This is a genomic window from Leptospira interrogans, from assembly GCF_900156205.1.
GTDB classification, from domain to species: domain Bacteria; phylum Spirochaetota; class Leptospiria; order Leptospirales; family Leptospiraceae; genus Leptospira; species Leptospira interrogans.
Genome location: NZ_FTNA01000011.1, coordinates 116,657 through 132,448, shown reverse-complemented (window position 1 = coordinate 132,448; position 15,792 = coordinate 116,657). Strand labels below are relative to the sequence as shown.

8 protein-coding genes and 1 pseudogene are annotated in these 15,792 nt (G+C 32.8%); 5 read left to right on the top strand and 4 right to left on the bottom strand.

All coding sequences use genetic code 11. From position 1 onward, the window contains the following. The first annotated feature begins 555 nt into the window (after positions 1-555). From BW942_RS11010 to BW942_RS10995, 4 genes and pseudogenes are all read left to right on the top strand, one after another. Positions 556-1,137: a peroxiredoxin gene (locus BW942_RS11010; RefSeq protein WP_001136732.1), complete on the top strand. Its 582-nt coding sequence runs from the start codon at positions 556-558 to the stop codon at positions 1,135-1,137. Positions 1,138-1,628: 491 nt separating this feature from the next. Then, a complete protein-coding gene (gene sufB / locus BW942_RS11005; protein ID WP_000438391.1) occupies positions 1,629-3,044 on the top strand; it encodes a Fe-S cluster assembly protein SufB in 1,416 nt (471 codons plus the stop codon). A gap of 2,003 nt (positions 3,045-5,047) precedes the next feature. Then, entirely contained in the window at positions 5,048-8,623 is a 3,576-nt protein-coding gene (locus tag BW942_RS11000; RefSeq protein ID WP_001097652.1) for a PAS domain S-box protein, read from the top strand. A 505-nt stretch (positions 8,624-9,128) separates the two neighbouring features. After that, a pseudogene (locus tag BW942_RS10995) lies at positions 9,129-9,982 on the top strand (tetratricopeptide repeat protein). Positions 9,983-10,153: 171 nt separating this feature from the next. Here BW942_RS10995 and BW942_RS10990 read toward each other — a convergent pair. After that, positions 10,154-11,719 carry a DUF2079 domain-containing protein gene (locus BW942_RS10990; protein WP_000804836.1) on the bottom strand — a complete coding sequence of 522 codons (1,566 nt, stop codon included), beginning with the start codon at positions 11,717-11,719 and terminating at the stop codon, positions 10,154-10,156. Positions 11,720-12,101: 382 nt separating this feature from the next. Between BW942_RS10990 and BW942_RS10985 the strand changes: the two genes are divergently transcribed. Next, positions 12,102-13,208, top strand: coding sequence for a TMEM43 family protein (locus BW942_RS10985; protein WP_000863674.1), 1,107 nt, complete (start codon positions 12,102-12,104; stop codon positions 13,206-13,208). Between the two features lie 48 nt (positions 13,209-13,256). Here the strand turns inward: BW942_RS10985 and BW942_RS10980 are convergent, their stop codons facing one another. The 3 genes from BW942_RS10980 to BW942_RS10970 all read right to left on the bottom strand — a co-directional run bounded on the left by BW942_RS10980 (position 13,257) and on the right by BW942_RS10970 (position 15,788). Then, entirely contained in the window at positions 13,257-13,514 is a 258-nt protein-coding gene (locus tag BW942_RS10980) for a hypothetical protein (protein ID WP_000576321.1), read from the bottom strand. Positions 13,515-13,861: 347 nt separating this feature from the next. Beyond that, positions 13,862-14,302, bottom strand: a complete 441-nt coding sequence (locus tag BW942_RS10975; RefSeq protein ID WP_000553178.1) for a DUF1761 domain-containing protein — start codon at positions 14,300-14,302, stop codon at positions 13,862-13,864. 757 nt (positions 14,303-15,059) lie between these two features. Then, the gene (locus BW942_RS10970) at positions 15,060-15,788 is read right to left on the bottom strand and encodes a FecR family protein (RefSeq protein ID WP_001106967.1); all 729 of its coding nucleotides are present in this window, start codon (positions 15,786-15,788) and stop codon (positions 15,060-15,062) included. Positions 15,789-15,792 lie beyond the last annotated feature (4 nt).

Here is a 15,792-nt window from a genome sequence, read left to right as displayed (position 1 = left end):
CTCTTTATGAATCGCGTTGGAAAACTCAGCACAACACTCTTTATGAATCGCGTTGTGGGGTTGGTTATGATAAAGAGCGTTCTACCGAGTGAGTGTTATATCGAATTCACGTTAAATTAGAATGTTTAGTCGTTCGTTATGGAAATTTAAAGAGTAACGTTCAGGATAATTTTTAAGTAGGTAAAAATAAAGAGGGATTTGTTTATCTTGGTAAATTTCTATAATCATTGAAAATTTAGGTATAAATTTACAAAAATGGTGAGATTCATCCAAATGACTGACTAAGTTCAAATATAAAAAGTTTGGGTGTATCCTGTGAACTTTGTCATAGAGCACTTATCGTTTGAGTTCAATTGGAATCGATTGAACTGCTCCTAGAAAAGTGGTAGTTCCTACTTTTTTAGAAATCACTATAAAATTGATCGTAGTTCCGACCCATTTTTTAGAATTAAAGAAAAATTAGAATGATTCTAAAAAATATTTGCTTCAAAGGGATTGAAGGATATTATGGAAGTGTCTAAGTTTCAAAATTAAATTTAAAAAAGGAGAATTAAAATGCCTCAGGTCACATCTTTAGCGCCAGATTTTAAGGCAGAAGCCGTCCTTGGAAAAGAAATCAAGGAAATTAAACTTTCAGACTACAAAGGAAAATGGGTAGTATTGTTCTTTTACCCACTTGATTTTACTTTCGTTTGCCCGACTGAGATCATCGAATACGATAACAAACTTGCGGAATTCAAAAAACTGGGAACAGAAGTGTTGGGAGTTTCTGTGGACTCTGCATTTACTCACCTCGCCTGGAAAAATACTCCTAAAAAAGAAGGAGGAATCGGCGAAATTAAATATCCTCTCATTGCGGATCTAACCAAATCTATTTCCAGAGATTATAACGTTTTGACGGAAGGAGGAGTGGCTCTAAGAGGGACTTTTATCATCGATCCCGCAGGTGTAATTCGTCAAGCGACCATCAATGATCTTCCAGTAGGACGTAATATTGATGAAGCGATTCGTTTGATCAAAGCGTTTCAATTTGTTGAAAAACACGGAGAAGTCTGCCCTGCCAATTGGGACGAAGGAAAGAAAACGATGAAAGCAGATCCAGAAAAATCTAAGGATTACTTTGCTGCCGTGAATTGATTTTTTCCTATCCGCAGACGTAAGTCTGCGGATGATGACACTAACGATTTGAAAGAACCTAAAATCGGAAGGATTAAAAAAGTAGTCTTGCCATTTGTGTTTTAGGTCTTAAAATGTAGGAACTCACTCAAAATCAGTTATCGAAAAAACTCAAACTGTAAAGAGAATGGTGAATGAAGGGTTGCGTTTTTCTTTCAGGTTTTGGATTAAATTCTTAAAAAGAATGACTTTACATTCGATTTAGAAGAACGTTTTTTCGATTGTGTCGTTTGTTGGATCGAGTTTACTTTGGAAGAGTTTAGTGGGTAAAGAGGCGAATTGTAAAAGAGTGCTCTTCACTGGTGTTATGGTTCGGTTATTTAACTCAAGAACATTATCGTTCAAACTCAGAGTCTCGTTTCTATGGGCGCTCGATAACTAAAGGGTCGCGTTCGGTAACTCAGATCTCGCTCCCTATGGGTCGCGAGATATGTCTAAAAGAGGGATGAAAAATGGAACAAACCCTGGAAAAAAAATCTATCCATGAAGACCGCTATTATCGTCCAGATAATTTTCCCAAAGGTCTTACACGTAAAGTTGTAGAATCTATTTCTCATATTAAGAATGAACCTGGTTGGCTTACATCCTTCCGTCTTAAAGCTTTTGAAATTTACGAACAAAAACCAATGCCTACTTGGGGATTTTTTCCAAACTTCAATGTAGACATCGATTCTTATACTCATTATATAGGCTCCAATCAACAGAAGAAAAAATCTTGGGACGAAGTTGATCCAGAGGTTCTTAAATCCTTTGAACGTCTGGGAATTCCAGAACATGAGCGTAAATATCTGGCCGGAATCGAAGCAATGAATGATTCCGAAACGGTTTACGCTAACGTGAAAAAAGAACTAACCGAGTTAGGAATCCTTTTTTGTGATATTGATACTGCGATCCGAGAGTATCCCGAAATAGTAAAAAAATATCTAGGAACGGTTGTAAGTGTGGGAGATAATAAATTTTCCGCCTTAAACAGTTGTGTTTTTTCGGGGGGTTCTTTTGCATTTGTTCCCAAAGGTGTAAAAACGCCTATGCCTCTTCAGGCGTATTTTAAAGTGACTGCGGCTTCTTCTGGTCAGTATGAAAGAACTCTTTTGATTGCGGACGAAGGTGCTGAGTTAGAATATTCAGAAGGTTGTTCTTCGGTTCAAGATAAGGGCACCAATTTTCATACTGCTGTTGTAGAACTTATTTCCCATAAAAACGCTAAAATCTTTTATACTACGATCCAGAACTGGAAAAAAAATATGTACAACTGGACCGTCAAACGCGGGTTATGTTATGAAAGAGGCCATATCACTTGGACGGACGTAAACATAGGCGCAAATACGATCAAGTATCCTGGAATTGTTTTGCAAGGAGATCATTCTACTGGAGATATTCTTTCTCTTGCATTTGCAGGCGGAGGCCAGATTCAGGATACTGGAGCTAGAATCATTCACGTTGGTAAAAATACTAGAAGTAATATATTAGCAAAAGGTGTTTCTCTTGACGGTGGAATTAATTCTTACCGAGGATTAGTTAAATTCACGTCTGGATCTGAAAATTCTTATTCTCATGTAAAATGCGACGGTTTAATGATGGATGACCGTTCTCAGTCTCACGCGTATCCTTACAATGACGTTTCCGGTCAAAATGGTACTTTAAATTATGAAGCTACCGTTTCTAGGATCGACGAAGATCAACTCTTTTATCTTCAATCCAGAGGTTTGTCAGAAGACGACGCAAAGCTACTAATTATCAATGGGTTTTGTGAAGGTGTTACCAAACATCTGAATGTAGAGTATTCCGTGGAGATGACACGCCTGATTCGTATGATTTTAGAAGACGGTCATGTAATTCAGGAAAATAAAGATTCCGTAGTAAGTTAATTAGAGTTGTTGAAGAATTGATTTTCTCATTAAAACAAATGGTTAAAATCGTTTTTAGATATGATTTTTTTAACAAACCTATTAAAAATTGAAAGTATTCTAAATTTTTAATAAAGTGCAGTAGTTCTTACAAATTAGGTCGTATTTGGTAATTTGTGAACTTTTAAGTGTTCTATATCTCGTTAAATTTTCGTAGTTCCTACATTTTTGTGAAATTCAAATACGTTGTTCGAAAAACCCAAGCAACACCTCCCTAAACTCAATACATCGCTTCTATGGTCGCTCTGCAGGTTGGTGTTTAGGATTGTTGCAAAATTAATTCTCCATCTTATTTCTGTTTCATGAAATGGTAGATTGAAGCAGTTTTGTTAATTCGCCGCTATAGAACCCTATTGTGTTGTTTCCATTGAACGACCTAAAACTGAGATTCGTAGAAATCAGTATTGTCAAGTTTGGTGGGATGAACGATTTCTATGGATCACGTTTTAGGTTTTTTGGTGTAACAGAATATCATAAATTTTGAATGTTTTTTGATTTGAAAAAATATATCTTCTGAATTGAAATTTGTAAAAAAATATATAGTTTTTAATCGTGTAAAAAAAATTCAATTTGTTACTGATGATCTTTATAAAGAACGTGTCCCAAAACCTCAAAGAATTTGCGCGATAATTCTTTAGAAATTTTTAATAAAATACAGTAGTTCCTACAAAAACCGTTACATTTGATAATTTGTGAACTTTCAAGTAATTCTAATATTATTAAATTTTTGTGAGAGTTCCCACATTTTGTGAAACTCAGAAAACACTTTCCTAAGGGTCGGTGTTTAGGTTTTGGGACATGTTCAAAATTGAATTACCTGAATTTTGTTTCAGTGTAAAATATTGGGTATCTCTGTTATATGGTTTCTAAGTAAAGGATGAAGAATAGAAATTCTGCATCTCGAAATTGATAATATGTATATAATATAACGTGAGTTCGGCGTAATGAACTCATGATTCTGAAAAAAGTTAGAATCTGAACTTTACAGATCGATTCTTAAAATGTGGGAACTCCCACAATTTATAAAATAGAAGTTTATAACAATTGAGTCTTTCGTATTCAAGTGTGGGAACTACCACAAAACTTAGGTTTGTCTGTAAAAATAATGTGGGAACTACTGCGCAAGTCACGATTTTACGAACAAATTCTAAAATTGTAGGAACCTATACTTTTAGAAATTTTTTTCTTACGTTGAACTCTCGTTAAATTAGGTATATTAGTAAATTATAAAATATTACTTTAGGTTTGTGAAAATCGTTAAATATATAGTTTTATCAAGAAAACGGTCATAAATTAAAAAACAATCAATAGAAACTTATAATTGCTCTAAAAAGGAGTCGTTTTGTTGAAATCATTTTTATTTGTTTTTGTAAAATTTGAACAGAGAAAAACTACTCAGTTGCCGTAAATTTTAGAGTTGTTGAAAAATTCTATAGTGGAGTTTAATAAAACTACTTCAATCGACAGTTTCCATACAACGGAAATCGATGGCGAATTAATTTTTCAACAACTCTTTTTACTTGAGTTCGGTTTAGAAAAAATAGAAGCTTTTACATCGAATTCTCTGGATTCTAAATTCTAGAACTTTAATTTATCATTTTAAAATCAAAAAACTTGGAAATCCTTGGTTTTTAGAAATAATTATAAATCAAATTATTGTTTCTGCTTTTAATTGAATGATTAAAAATTTTCGACTTGGATTTTTTATTCAATTTCTAAAAATCCTTAGATTCTAATTTAAAATGCTTTTTCCTTTTTTGCAATTAATTTAACGTGAGCGGGCATATCTTTCAAAAGTAGTAATTTTGGAAAGAATACTTTATGCTAAATCTAATCGTTTGAAAGGATTAAAAAAGAGAAGTTTCTATATTCAATTTTATTTTTTATGTAAAAAATAATTTTTATGAAACAGAATCGAACTTACGTTATTTAAGATTTAGTCGTCTTTTATTGTATCCAAACTTATGAATACATCGGATTCAAATCTATTTAACTCCGAATTTTTTCGACAGATTTTCGAAACCAGTCGAGATGGAATTGCGGTTACAAATTTAGACGGTTCCTTTCTGGAAACGAATCCGGCTTTTCAAACTCTTACCGGTTATTCGCTTGAAGAACTTAAAAAAGACAGTTTTTGGTCTTTGTTTCCTCTGAATTGGGATTCTTCCCAAAGAAAAGTTTTTCATGAAAATCTTCTATCGATCGGTTATTCTCAAGAGTTTGAAAAAGAATACATTCGTAAAGATGGTAAAAATATTTCGATCTCTATACGGATATATTTGATTCGAGACGAATCTAAAAATCCAACTGCGTTTTGGGGAACGATCAGAGATATTTCTGAACGAAAACATAATGAAGAAGTTCATAAACAACTCTATGAAGAAATTAAGGAAGGTTGGGAAGCGCTTCGAAGAATTTTCGTTTTGAATCCATTTCCAATGTTTATTTCTGAAATCGATACCGGAAAACTTTTGGAAGTGAACCGTAAATTTGCAGAACAAATTGAACATGAACCAGATGAACTTATCGGAAAAACGATGACCGAATTGGGAGTTTGGTTTTCCGATCAAGTTAAAGAGGCGATTTTCGGAGTTATAAGACGGGACGGTTTTGTAGATAGTATCGAAATGCCTTTTAGAACTACAACCGGTAACGAATTTTGGGGACTTTTTTCCGCTCAACCTATTGAATACATGGGAAAGACAGCTCTTTTAAGCATCACGGTTCCGATGACTGATAGAATTAAAGAAGAAAGGGAAAAACAAAGATTACTAGACGAGGTTCGTGAAAAAGAGGAAATTCTGAGTCAGATTTTTCGCTTAAATCCTTCTGCAATTACATTATCAAAATTGAATGGAATCTTATTAGAAGTAAACGACCGCTTTTTAGAATATACTGGAAAATCCAAAGAGGATGTACTTTTTAGGTCCGCAATCGATTTAGGAATTTATGATAATCTAAAAGACAGAGAAAAAATAATTGAATTACTTCAAAAAGACGGAGTCGTTAGTAATCTTGAAATAGGAATGAAAACTGCAGATGGAAATATTAGACCTATTCTTTTTTCCGCTCGGTTTGTGGAATCTTTTGGTGAAAAGAAAATTCTAGCGATTGGTCATGACATTACTGAAATTAGAGAGTATGCACAAGAGTTGGAAAACTTAGCGAACGAATTGGTAAGAAGTAAGGATCTGTTTCAAAAATTATTCCAACTAACTCCTTCTGCTCTTGTAGTTACCGATTGGGAAAATCGTACGATTACGGATGTAAACGAACGATTTTTAGAAATGGCGAAAATGAATCGAGAAGACGTAATCGGCAAAACTACTCCTGAAATTCATATCTGGGATAAGGTTCCGAATTTTAGAATGGAAGTTTATGAACTTCTTTCCCAAAAAAAAGAAGTCAAAAATTTAGAATCTGCTTATCTGGCTTCCGACGGAACTGTAGTTCCAATTCTTTATTCTGCAAGAATTATTGAGTTAGACGGAAGAAAACAAGTAATCTCCTTGGCGACGGATATTACTGAAAAAAAAAGATCGGAAGAAGAAAGAAAAAAACTCTACGAAGAACTTCGTCTTAGCAAAGATCTTTTTGAAATGATCTTTGAAATGAATCCGGATACGATTACACTTAACGATCTTCAAAATGGAAGATATATTCAAGTAAACGAACATTTTTCGGAAATGTTAGAATATTCTAAAGAAGAAGTAATCGGTAAAATTCCATTAGAACTTGGAATCTGGAACAATCGTAAAGACAGAGAAAAGGTAATGGAAATATTAGCAAAAGATGGAATTGTGAGGGATTATGAAGTTCAGTTTAAAAAGAAAAGTGGAGAGGTGGTAGATACTTTACTTTCTGCTAAACACTTAAACATAGGAGACAACCGGATTACGGTTGCAATTGCAAGGGATATTACTCAGAAAAAAGTCGCGATCAGAGAAAAAGAAGAACAATCTAGGCGGATCACCTTACACGCTCAGGCGCTTATGGAAATGGCTACGGATCCAGAATTTGTTTCGGGTAATTTGGAATCGGGGGCTAAAAAAATAGTGATTATGGCTTCGGAAGTCACTGACTGTGATCGGGCTTCTATTTGGATATTTAATAAAGATGATCCAAATACGTTAACTCTTGTTGTAGGTTGGGATCGAAAAACACAAACTAATTTAGAAAAAATGAATATGACTCTTTCGAGTTATCCTAAATATTTTCAAGCTATTCGAAAGGATCGTTTTGTAGATGCTTCGGACGCGATTCACGATCCTAGGACTTCTGAATTTGCTGACGTCTATAGTAGGCCTCTGGGAATTAGTTCTTTGTTAGATGCACCTTTTTTTCTTAGAGGTAAAATCAGAGGTGTCGTTTGTTTAGAACACGGTGGGGAACTGAGACGTTGGAGGGGATACGAAAAACAATTTGTAGTCACAATTGCAGAACAAGTTACCCAACTTCTTTTAAATGCAGAAAGAAAGGAAGCCAAAGAGGAACTTGAAAAAGCGGTAAAAGTCAGGACTTCTGAATTGGCGGAGGCTCTTGAAAATCTACAAAAAACTCAAGAACAACTGATTCATTCTGAAAAAATGGCCGCGTTAGGACAACTCGTAGCGGGGATTGCTCATGAGATTAATAATCCGTTAGGCGCCATTTCTGCTCTAAGCGGAGAATTGAGAGCCTATTTAAATTCATCTGCAGAAAGAATGGAAAAATTGGGTCACGATTTTTCAACTGTGAGTACAGAATTTGTTCATAATCTTTCTGAGTTGATTCGAAAAGGAATAGAAAGTAAGGAAAGTATTCTTTCTAGAGAAAATAAAAAGGCTGCTTTGAATTCGATAAAGGCGAAATTAAAAGATTTAGGTTATGAAAATGCTCATGATCTTGCGGATAGACTTTTAGACTATGGGCTTCCTTCTGCTTTGGAAGAATTTCCTTCCTTGTTTTTGGATCCTAAATATTATCCTTTAATTAAGTTCGCTTTAGAAGAAATTCATACGTATAAAAATATTTTATCAATTCGATTGGCTGTAGATAGGACTTCTAAGATCGTTTACGCTTTAAAAAGTTACGCTCATATCGATACGGAAGAAAATAGGGGAAAAGTTCTTACAGATCTTGCAGAAAATATTGAAACCGTTTTGACGATTTATCATAACAAAATCAAAGGTGGGGTCGATGTAGAATTGGACTTTCCGGTTCGTCCTATGGTCGAGGCGTATCCGGACGATTTAGTTCAAGTTTGGACAAATCTAATATACAATTCTTTGCAAGCGATGCGTTTTAAAGGAAAAATTCGGATTTCGATCCAAGACCAAAAAAAAGAGGTTCGGGTTTCTATTCAAGATAATGGTCCTGGAATTCCTAAGGAAGTGAGAGAAAAAATCTTTGATCCATTTTTTACTACGAAAGGACCAGGAGAAGGAAGTGGTTTGGGTTTGGATATTTCTAGAAGGATCATAAAAAAACACGAAGGAAGGATCGAATTAGAATCCGAGCCTGGCAAAACTATTTTTCACGTATTTCTTCCTAAGGAATGATTTTGATTTATTACAGATTCTAATTATCGAAGTCTCTTAAGAGACGTAATTTATATGAATTACCACGTTTTATAAAAAAAACTTTAAGTTGGGTTTGCGAAAATACAGAAGTTCTACAGATTGCTTCTATTTCAAAATTTTGGGCCTTTTTTAAATTCTAACTTTCTTAGACAAATGGATAATATTATTTTGATGCGTATTTGAGTAAGTAAAAAAATAATTTAAATACCTTGAATATTCGTTTTATTGAAGGGAATTTTTATAAAATTAAAAGTGGTTCTTCTTCAATTAAATTTTTGCATAAAATCTTAGTTTTTGCAGTCTTCATCAAATGAGAAATTTATTTTATAAAGGTTTTCTTAAATAAAATTATGACTCGTTTTTACTTGAAAATTTGTTTATAAGTTAAGTTTTTACTTTTTAAAAGTTCAAAAAAGAGTGTTTTTGGAAATTTTTTATTTAATAAAAAGTTGAATTTTAAGAGAATTAGGTTTCTCTTATTTGAATGATAAATAGAGTTCTCGGTTTATTTTTAATCATAGGGATTTTAATTTTTGTACTGAGTTTTTTTTCTACTTCCGGTCAAAGTGAAGATCAGTATCAGGCAGAAGGACCTTCCCGTATTCAATCCGTTGTGATCTTAATTCGAGAGTTTTTGTGGGGGAAGGCATCTCATTCGAATGCAGCTGCGTCAGTTACTACAGCTGAAAATCCTCAAGAAATTTTTAAACGAGCGTATCGTGCCAACGAAAAAAAGGCCTATCTCAATGCAGTTGAAGAATATTCTAAGTATTTAAAGTTAGTTCCTAACGACGCGTCTGCATACTATAATCGAGGTTTGGTTCATTATACTTTAAAACGATATAATGACGCCGTGAGAGATTTTGAAAAGGCCGTGGAAATTGATCCAAGTAAGACATATGCATTTTTATATAAAGGTTACGCATACGAAATGATCAGCGACTGTAAACAGGCTATTGAAGATTTTGAAAAAGCGATTTCGCTTGGAGAAAATAAAAATGCGGAACTTTATGGACATAAGGCGCGTTGTGAAAATCGCAGCAAAAATTACGACGAAGGATTTCAAGATGCTCTGAAAGCTTTGAATATTGATAAAAAAAACGCATACGCTTTTTTTGAATTGGCTTATGCTCAATACGGTTTAAAAAAGTATTCGGATTCTGTTGAAAGTTATACAAAAGTTTTACAATTCAGTCCGAATGATGGAGTGGCTTTTCATAATAGAGGTCTTGCATTGGTTTTTTTAAATAAAATCCCTTCGGCTTGTAAGGATTTTCAAAGGTCTTCGGAAATAGGTTATTTCGATTCTAAAAAAAAATGGATGAATATTGTAAATGATCTCTATAGGAAATTTTTTGCTGGCCCTATAAAATTGAGCATATTGAACTTTTATCACAAAATTCTATTTCAGAAGAGGTATTAGTATTTCTTTATATAATTCTGTTTGATTTTGAAAATGTGGGAACTCTTACAATTTAGAATTTTACAGATTGATTTTGAAAATGTTACTTATTTAGAAGTTTTTGTACCGGAATTTAGACGTAATAAACCAAAACGTTTTGTCTTTTGAATCCAACGTAATTTTCTTATTTGAACGTCTGAGTCGATTCGTTCTAAAATTTTTTCAGAACTCAAATATGGAGAGTTGTATATACGATCTATAATGATCCATTCCTTCCATTCTCGATTTTCACGAATCGGATAGACTGGATTTTTTAAAGAAATAAATGGAGAAATATGAAATCCTGCAGAGACGGAGTCGTTTGATGGAATTTGTTTTAGAATTGTTTTTAATTCTTCAACTTGATCTGGTTTGGGTTCGAACACAATTGGATATTCTGTTTCCTTAGAGTTTCTAAAAATCGAAACAGAAAATGTAATTATCAAAGCAAGTAGTAGTTTTTGATTTTTAGAAAAAGTATATAAGAATTTTATTTTAGAGTTATAGATATGATTTTGAATCCAACTTGCCCCAGTTTTTAAAAATAAAATCAGAAATGGAATTAAAGGATAAATGTAATAGCTATATAAGCCTTTGACCCAAGGATGAATTGATAGTTTAAACACGGAATAAAGTCCTAAGAATGGGAATAAAATCCAACCTCCTGTCAAATTCCAAAATCCCCATTCTAAACTTAAATCTCTAATTCCTTTCCAGTATTGAAAGATATATTCTGGATTTTGAATATATTGAAGAATTAAAAAAAATGGATCTTGTCCCCAGTATTCTTTCCAATTTCTTTCGGCTGAATTTCCGGCTGATTTATTTAAAAAAGGAAATATAATAAAATAATAAAAAATACATATACTAAAAATAAAAATCCATTCTTTTCTTCTTTTGTTTTCTGTGAATATCAAAACAAATGATAAGATGCTTAGATAGATTGCAAGATCCTCCTTGATTTCTAAAAATAAACAAAGGGCAGATAAGAGAATCCAGGTTTTTTGTTTTTGAATTCCGATTAATAAACATAAAAAAAGGAACGGAACTAAAACTTCAAAATGTAAAGAATGATTCAATCTATAAAAACTAGACGACCCGGACCAGAGTAAGGTTGCACAAAGAGATAGTTCTTTAGAAATGGAATGTTTTCTTAAATAGTAATATAGAAGTGGAATTGTAGCCGAAGCGAAAAAAAATATTCCAATTCCAAATCCTAGTTCAGAACCAAATAAGATCGGAAATGGGGTCAAGAGTAAAATTCCAGGGGCCATATGATGCGAAAGAAAGTTTGCGTTTTCATGTGAGCCGTAATACTGAGTCTGAAAAAAATTCCCATCCGTCGTCGGAAGGATCATTCTAAGTTGAGCCGTATAATCTAAATCTCCTAAAAAAAGAGAATCTAACGCGGTTTTTGTATAAAAAATTCCTTCTGCAAAAACAAATAACGTCCAATATAAAATGAGAAAACGAGATGAAATAAATTTTTTCCATCGTTTTTGTATCCAAAAAAGAATCGGACTACAAAACAAAATTCCTATTAAAACGAATCCTCCGATTCCATTACTTCCGGTCTGATATTGAATCGGAAGATAAAGTATAAAAAAAGTGAATAGATACAAAGATGGTTTCATTGGATTTTACTTAAAGTTCGTATTTAGTTGTTTATTACGAAGATGTATAAATATGTTTTTCAAAATGAACGATCGATTTTTACAAAAATGTAAAAGTTTTTACAGATTATATTATTTTTAGAATTTAATGTATATAAAGTCATTTCAAATTCTTGTTTAACAAGGACGTTTATCAGAACAAATTTAATATAAAAATTTGAGAGGACTTCTATAAAATCATCTTCAAATTAAATTTTTACATAAAATCATCGTTTCAACGAAAGTCATCAAATTAAAAAATTATTTACTTTTCTTTGATTTTCTAAGAAACTTTTTAGCTTATAAACTTTCTTAAAATTTGAAAGTTATAAAGTTTTCATTAAAAATCAAAAGGAGAAAATCAATGGCGTTTGAAAGTCCGGACGGAATGTCCTCAACTGAGAGTGTAGGTTTTTTATCCCAGATGAGAAATTCTTTTAAAAGTATTCTTACGGGAATTGTATTATTGCCCGTATCTTTTATCATTATTTACAATGTAGAAACTTGTGAGCAAGCAAGTGCTGCTCTAAAAAATGCAATGCCCGTCGGACAAGCAAAAGAAGGCCAACCTTCCTATGTGACTGGAACTTTAAAAGCGAGTCCTCTTGGCGGTGAATTTTTAAGAAGTGGTTCTTTCATTTCTTATTCCATAAGTTCGGAAGTATATGCTTGGGACGAACAAGTAAAAACGGAAGGTTCTGGAAGTAATAAAAAAGAAGTCAGAAATTGTATATTAAAATGGACTTCTTCTCCGGAGAATCCTTCTAGTTTTAAACTTTCTGGATGTCGTACAAAACGCTATTATAGAAAATCCGTTCAAGACCAGTCTGATTCTGCATCGGGTGCTCTGGTTCATGCAGATGGTAAAAATTATTCGGTTCAATTAGAAGATGTAGATTTTACTTCTCAAGTTCCTTCCAGAGATGCAAATGAAAACGAAATTCTTGCCGGGCGTTTTGTTTACGGTGATGGATATTTATATAGTTCTAAATCTTGTGTGGAGTCTGAAAAAGAAGGTTGTGAAAGGATTAAGATCTCTGTTATTCCGATTCCGGAAGGAGATATGACTTTTGTAGGAGACGTAAAAGGAAATAGAGTAGGTCAGTTTGTTTCTTCGGAGGGAAATAAATTTTTGAATGCGAGTGTTGGTAATTTTGCGGAAACGATGGCGGATATTAAGTCGGATGATAACACGATGAAATGGGTTGGGAGATTGATTGGATTTATAGCAATGTTTTCTAGTTTTACTCTGATGGCGGGACCTTTGACTTCTCTTTTAAGTTTTATTCCATTTGTAGGAGATTTGGGAGGAGGTTTGATCAAAGTGGTTTTAGGAATCGTTGCTTTTATAATCACTGCGATTACAATTCTACTCATTAAATTTTGGTATATCTGGTTGGTTATACTTTTAGGTGGAATCGGCTACGGTATTTATAAGAAAAAATACTCGGTCCAAAAAGCTGGAGGTTAGTTGATTTTTAATCTAAGTCTATTCAAAAAACTTAAAATGTGGGAACTCTCACATTTTTGTGATACTCAATCTGGGTCGTTCGATAGGTTTTGAGATCGGCTCCAAAAAAGTTTGATTGTTTTTAAAAAGAAGGTTCGGCACGACAAATTGTGCTTTTATACAAACATCTGTTTGTTTTTGCCGTGACCTTCTGTTTCTAAAACTTCTACTCATATTTTTTAAAGAAACTTTATCTTCAGAGCATTTTTCTGAATGTACAAATCGATTTTGTGCAATTCTAGCTCCCGCCGAATATATAAAAATCATACTCAAAGTGAATTTAATTGATTTATTTAAGAAAATTATAAAATTATAATTTTAAAATATATTTAACATGAATTTGGTATAATCGATAAAGGCGATTGTTTTGTTGCGCCTTTCTGAGTTTTAGGAAGCAACATCTAGTTTTTTTATTCCCTAATTTGTTTTACATCTCATACAGATGCTGATTGTATTGAATTTTTTATTTAACTTTAAATTAATAAAAAATTCAATTGAAATCTAATATACCTTTAGCCAATAAAACTCTAATTAGAGAATGAAACCTAAGTTTTTCTTAATATTTAAAAGTTATGTATAACGTTAAAAAAACATTATGGATTTTGATTTCCTATTTATCTCCAATACGAAAGAATCATTGCTACTACTTGGAGGGAGATTAAATTATAACCTGCGTTGATTGCAAAGAGTTTCCAGGATTTATTTTCGAAGGCGACGCTGTTGAGAAGCAAAGGAACATAAAAGCCGAGCCAAGTATAAATTCCAGAATAAAATCCGTAGACCCAATCCGCTTGATCTTCCCCAGCCTTCCAGGAAGAAGCTCTCCAAACGTTTGTAGTATAAAATAAAACGTAAGCAGTAAGAATAGAACCGATGATCATCAGTCCCATTGATCTAAACATTTCTTTTTGATTTGGTTGAAAATTAGAAGGAAGTCCCATTTCCTTCGCCCATGTTTTTCCAAGTAAAGGGCCGTACCAAACAGAACCGAAGATAAAATTTGTAATTACTGCCACCAATACCGCCAAGTAATTGATATGTAATTCGGGGTGCATAATAAAAGCTCCTATTTTTTTTGAGAAAAAATATATGACAAAATCAGAATGGATGTCAAGTAATTCTATAAAAAGTTGCTAAGTCTGGAAATTTTAGAGTGAGAAAGTTTCTGTACATTATGGAATTGTTAGTTATAAAAAAATTATTTCTATAAAAATAAATGTTCAATTTATGATTCAATGAAAAGCTAATGCTCAGAGCTATATAATAAAGTATTCAATATTTTGTATTGAAATAAGGTTTCGTTATAAAAACTTATGGTCTCTATTTTATAAAACTCAGTAATAGATTAAGTCATATAATGTTTTCTTAAAATAGAAATTAAATACTTAAAACTATTGCCAATGCTGTAAAATGAATGAGACGATCTGATTGTGTTTTGGGAATAGATTTTTTTTGAATGATATATTGGTTTTACATATTCATACCGACTTTACATACTACTTAGAATTATATTAGAATACGTAATATTTTTGCATTGAAATAAGACTTTAACTAAAAAATTTACGGCGCTCAGTTGGATAGAGGTCACTAAAATCTAAAAATCGGTTTTACTATTCGAGCGTATGAAAATGTTACTTGAAATGGACTGTCGATTTTACAAAAATACGAAGGTACTTAAAAATTGTGTCTAATCTGTAATTGTTGGTCATATTTAAAGTAGGTTGTATATTCTAATTTTTGAAATAAGCTCATGATAGTATTATTTTATGCGTTCGAATAGTAAAAAAATAAAAAATGGAGCAACCGAACGTCTTATTGTTTGCCGTAGGTTTCGTCCTTAAGAGTTTCTTCTTGTGGAATCCAACCCTCTGGAGTGTGACAAGAAAGACAGTTTTTTAAAAAAGGATTTTTTTTTAGCCTCTCTTCAAAGCCAGATAGGGTATTTAATTTTTTAATAATTCCTTTATATTCAAATTTTTTAATTTCTATATCTTTTGAAGAGACGATTGTACCTTCGCCTTTTTCTTGAAAAAGAATTTCTTTTCCTGTAGAATCGGAAATAGATACCTTGCCTTCGCAAGTGCAAAAAGACGATTCTCTTGTTTTAGGATCGTAGAAAGCAGAAAATGAAGTGCCTCTGACTCCCGCCGTGGAATTTGGTGTTGTAACTTCAAATTTTTTCCCTTTGAGATTTACGATCTTAAACCATGCGAAACCTTGATTTACTTCTAATACACCTCGTTTAGATTTTTCAGGAAGGTTTGAAAGTTTTACTTTGCTGTTTTGTTGAATCTTAAATTCGGAACCTTTGTAATGAACCGTAATTCTAGAACCGTTTCCGGTGGAGATTAAATCTCCTTCTTCCAAAAAATCGTTTGGTTTTAAAGGTTCCCAGGAGCTTTTACCAGATTTTTGAACATAAGATTTACCTAATGAAAAACTTACTTTAGCGTTTTCCGTTTCCTGGCTCAGGAGTGTGATCGAGCTTGCTATAGCCGAAAGTAAAATGATAAGAAATAATATTCTTATTTTGTAATTCATAATA

Excerpts from the sequence above, each read along its gene's own strand:
- BW942_RS10975 (WP_000553178.1), bottom strand. The coding sequence starts at position 14,302 with ATGCACCCCGAATTACATATCAATTACTTGGCGGTATTGGTGGCAGTA.
- BW942_RS10980 (WP_000576321.1), bottom strand. The coding sequence starts at position 13,514 with ATGATTTTTATATATTCGGCGGGAGCTAGAATTGCACAAAATCGATTT.
- BW942_RS11000 (WP_001097652.1), top strand. The coding sequence starts at position 5,048 with ATGAATACATCGGATTCAAATCTATTTAACTCCGAATTTTTTCGACAG.
- BW942_RS10985 (WP_000863674.1), top strand. The coding sequence starts at position 12,102 with ATGGCGTTTGAAAGTCCGGACGGAATGTCCTCAACTGAGAGTGTAGGT.
- BW942_RS10970 (WP_001106967.1), bottom strand. The coding sequence starts at position 15,788 with ATGAATTACAAAATAAGAATATTATTTCTTATCATTTTACTTTCGGCT.
- sufB (WP_000438391.1), top strand. The coding sequence starts at position 1,629 with ATGGAACAAACCCTGGAAAAAAAATCTATCCATGAAGACCGCTATTAT.
- BW942_RS11010 (WP_001136732.1), top strand. The coding sequence starts at position 556 with ATGCCTCAGGTCACATCTTTAGCGCCAGATTTTAAGGCAGAAGCCGTC.
- BW942_RS10990 (WP_000804836.1), bottom strand. The coding sequence starts at position 11,719 with ATGAAACCATCTTTGTATCTATTCACTTTTTTTATACTTTATCTTCCG.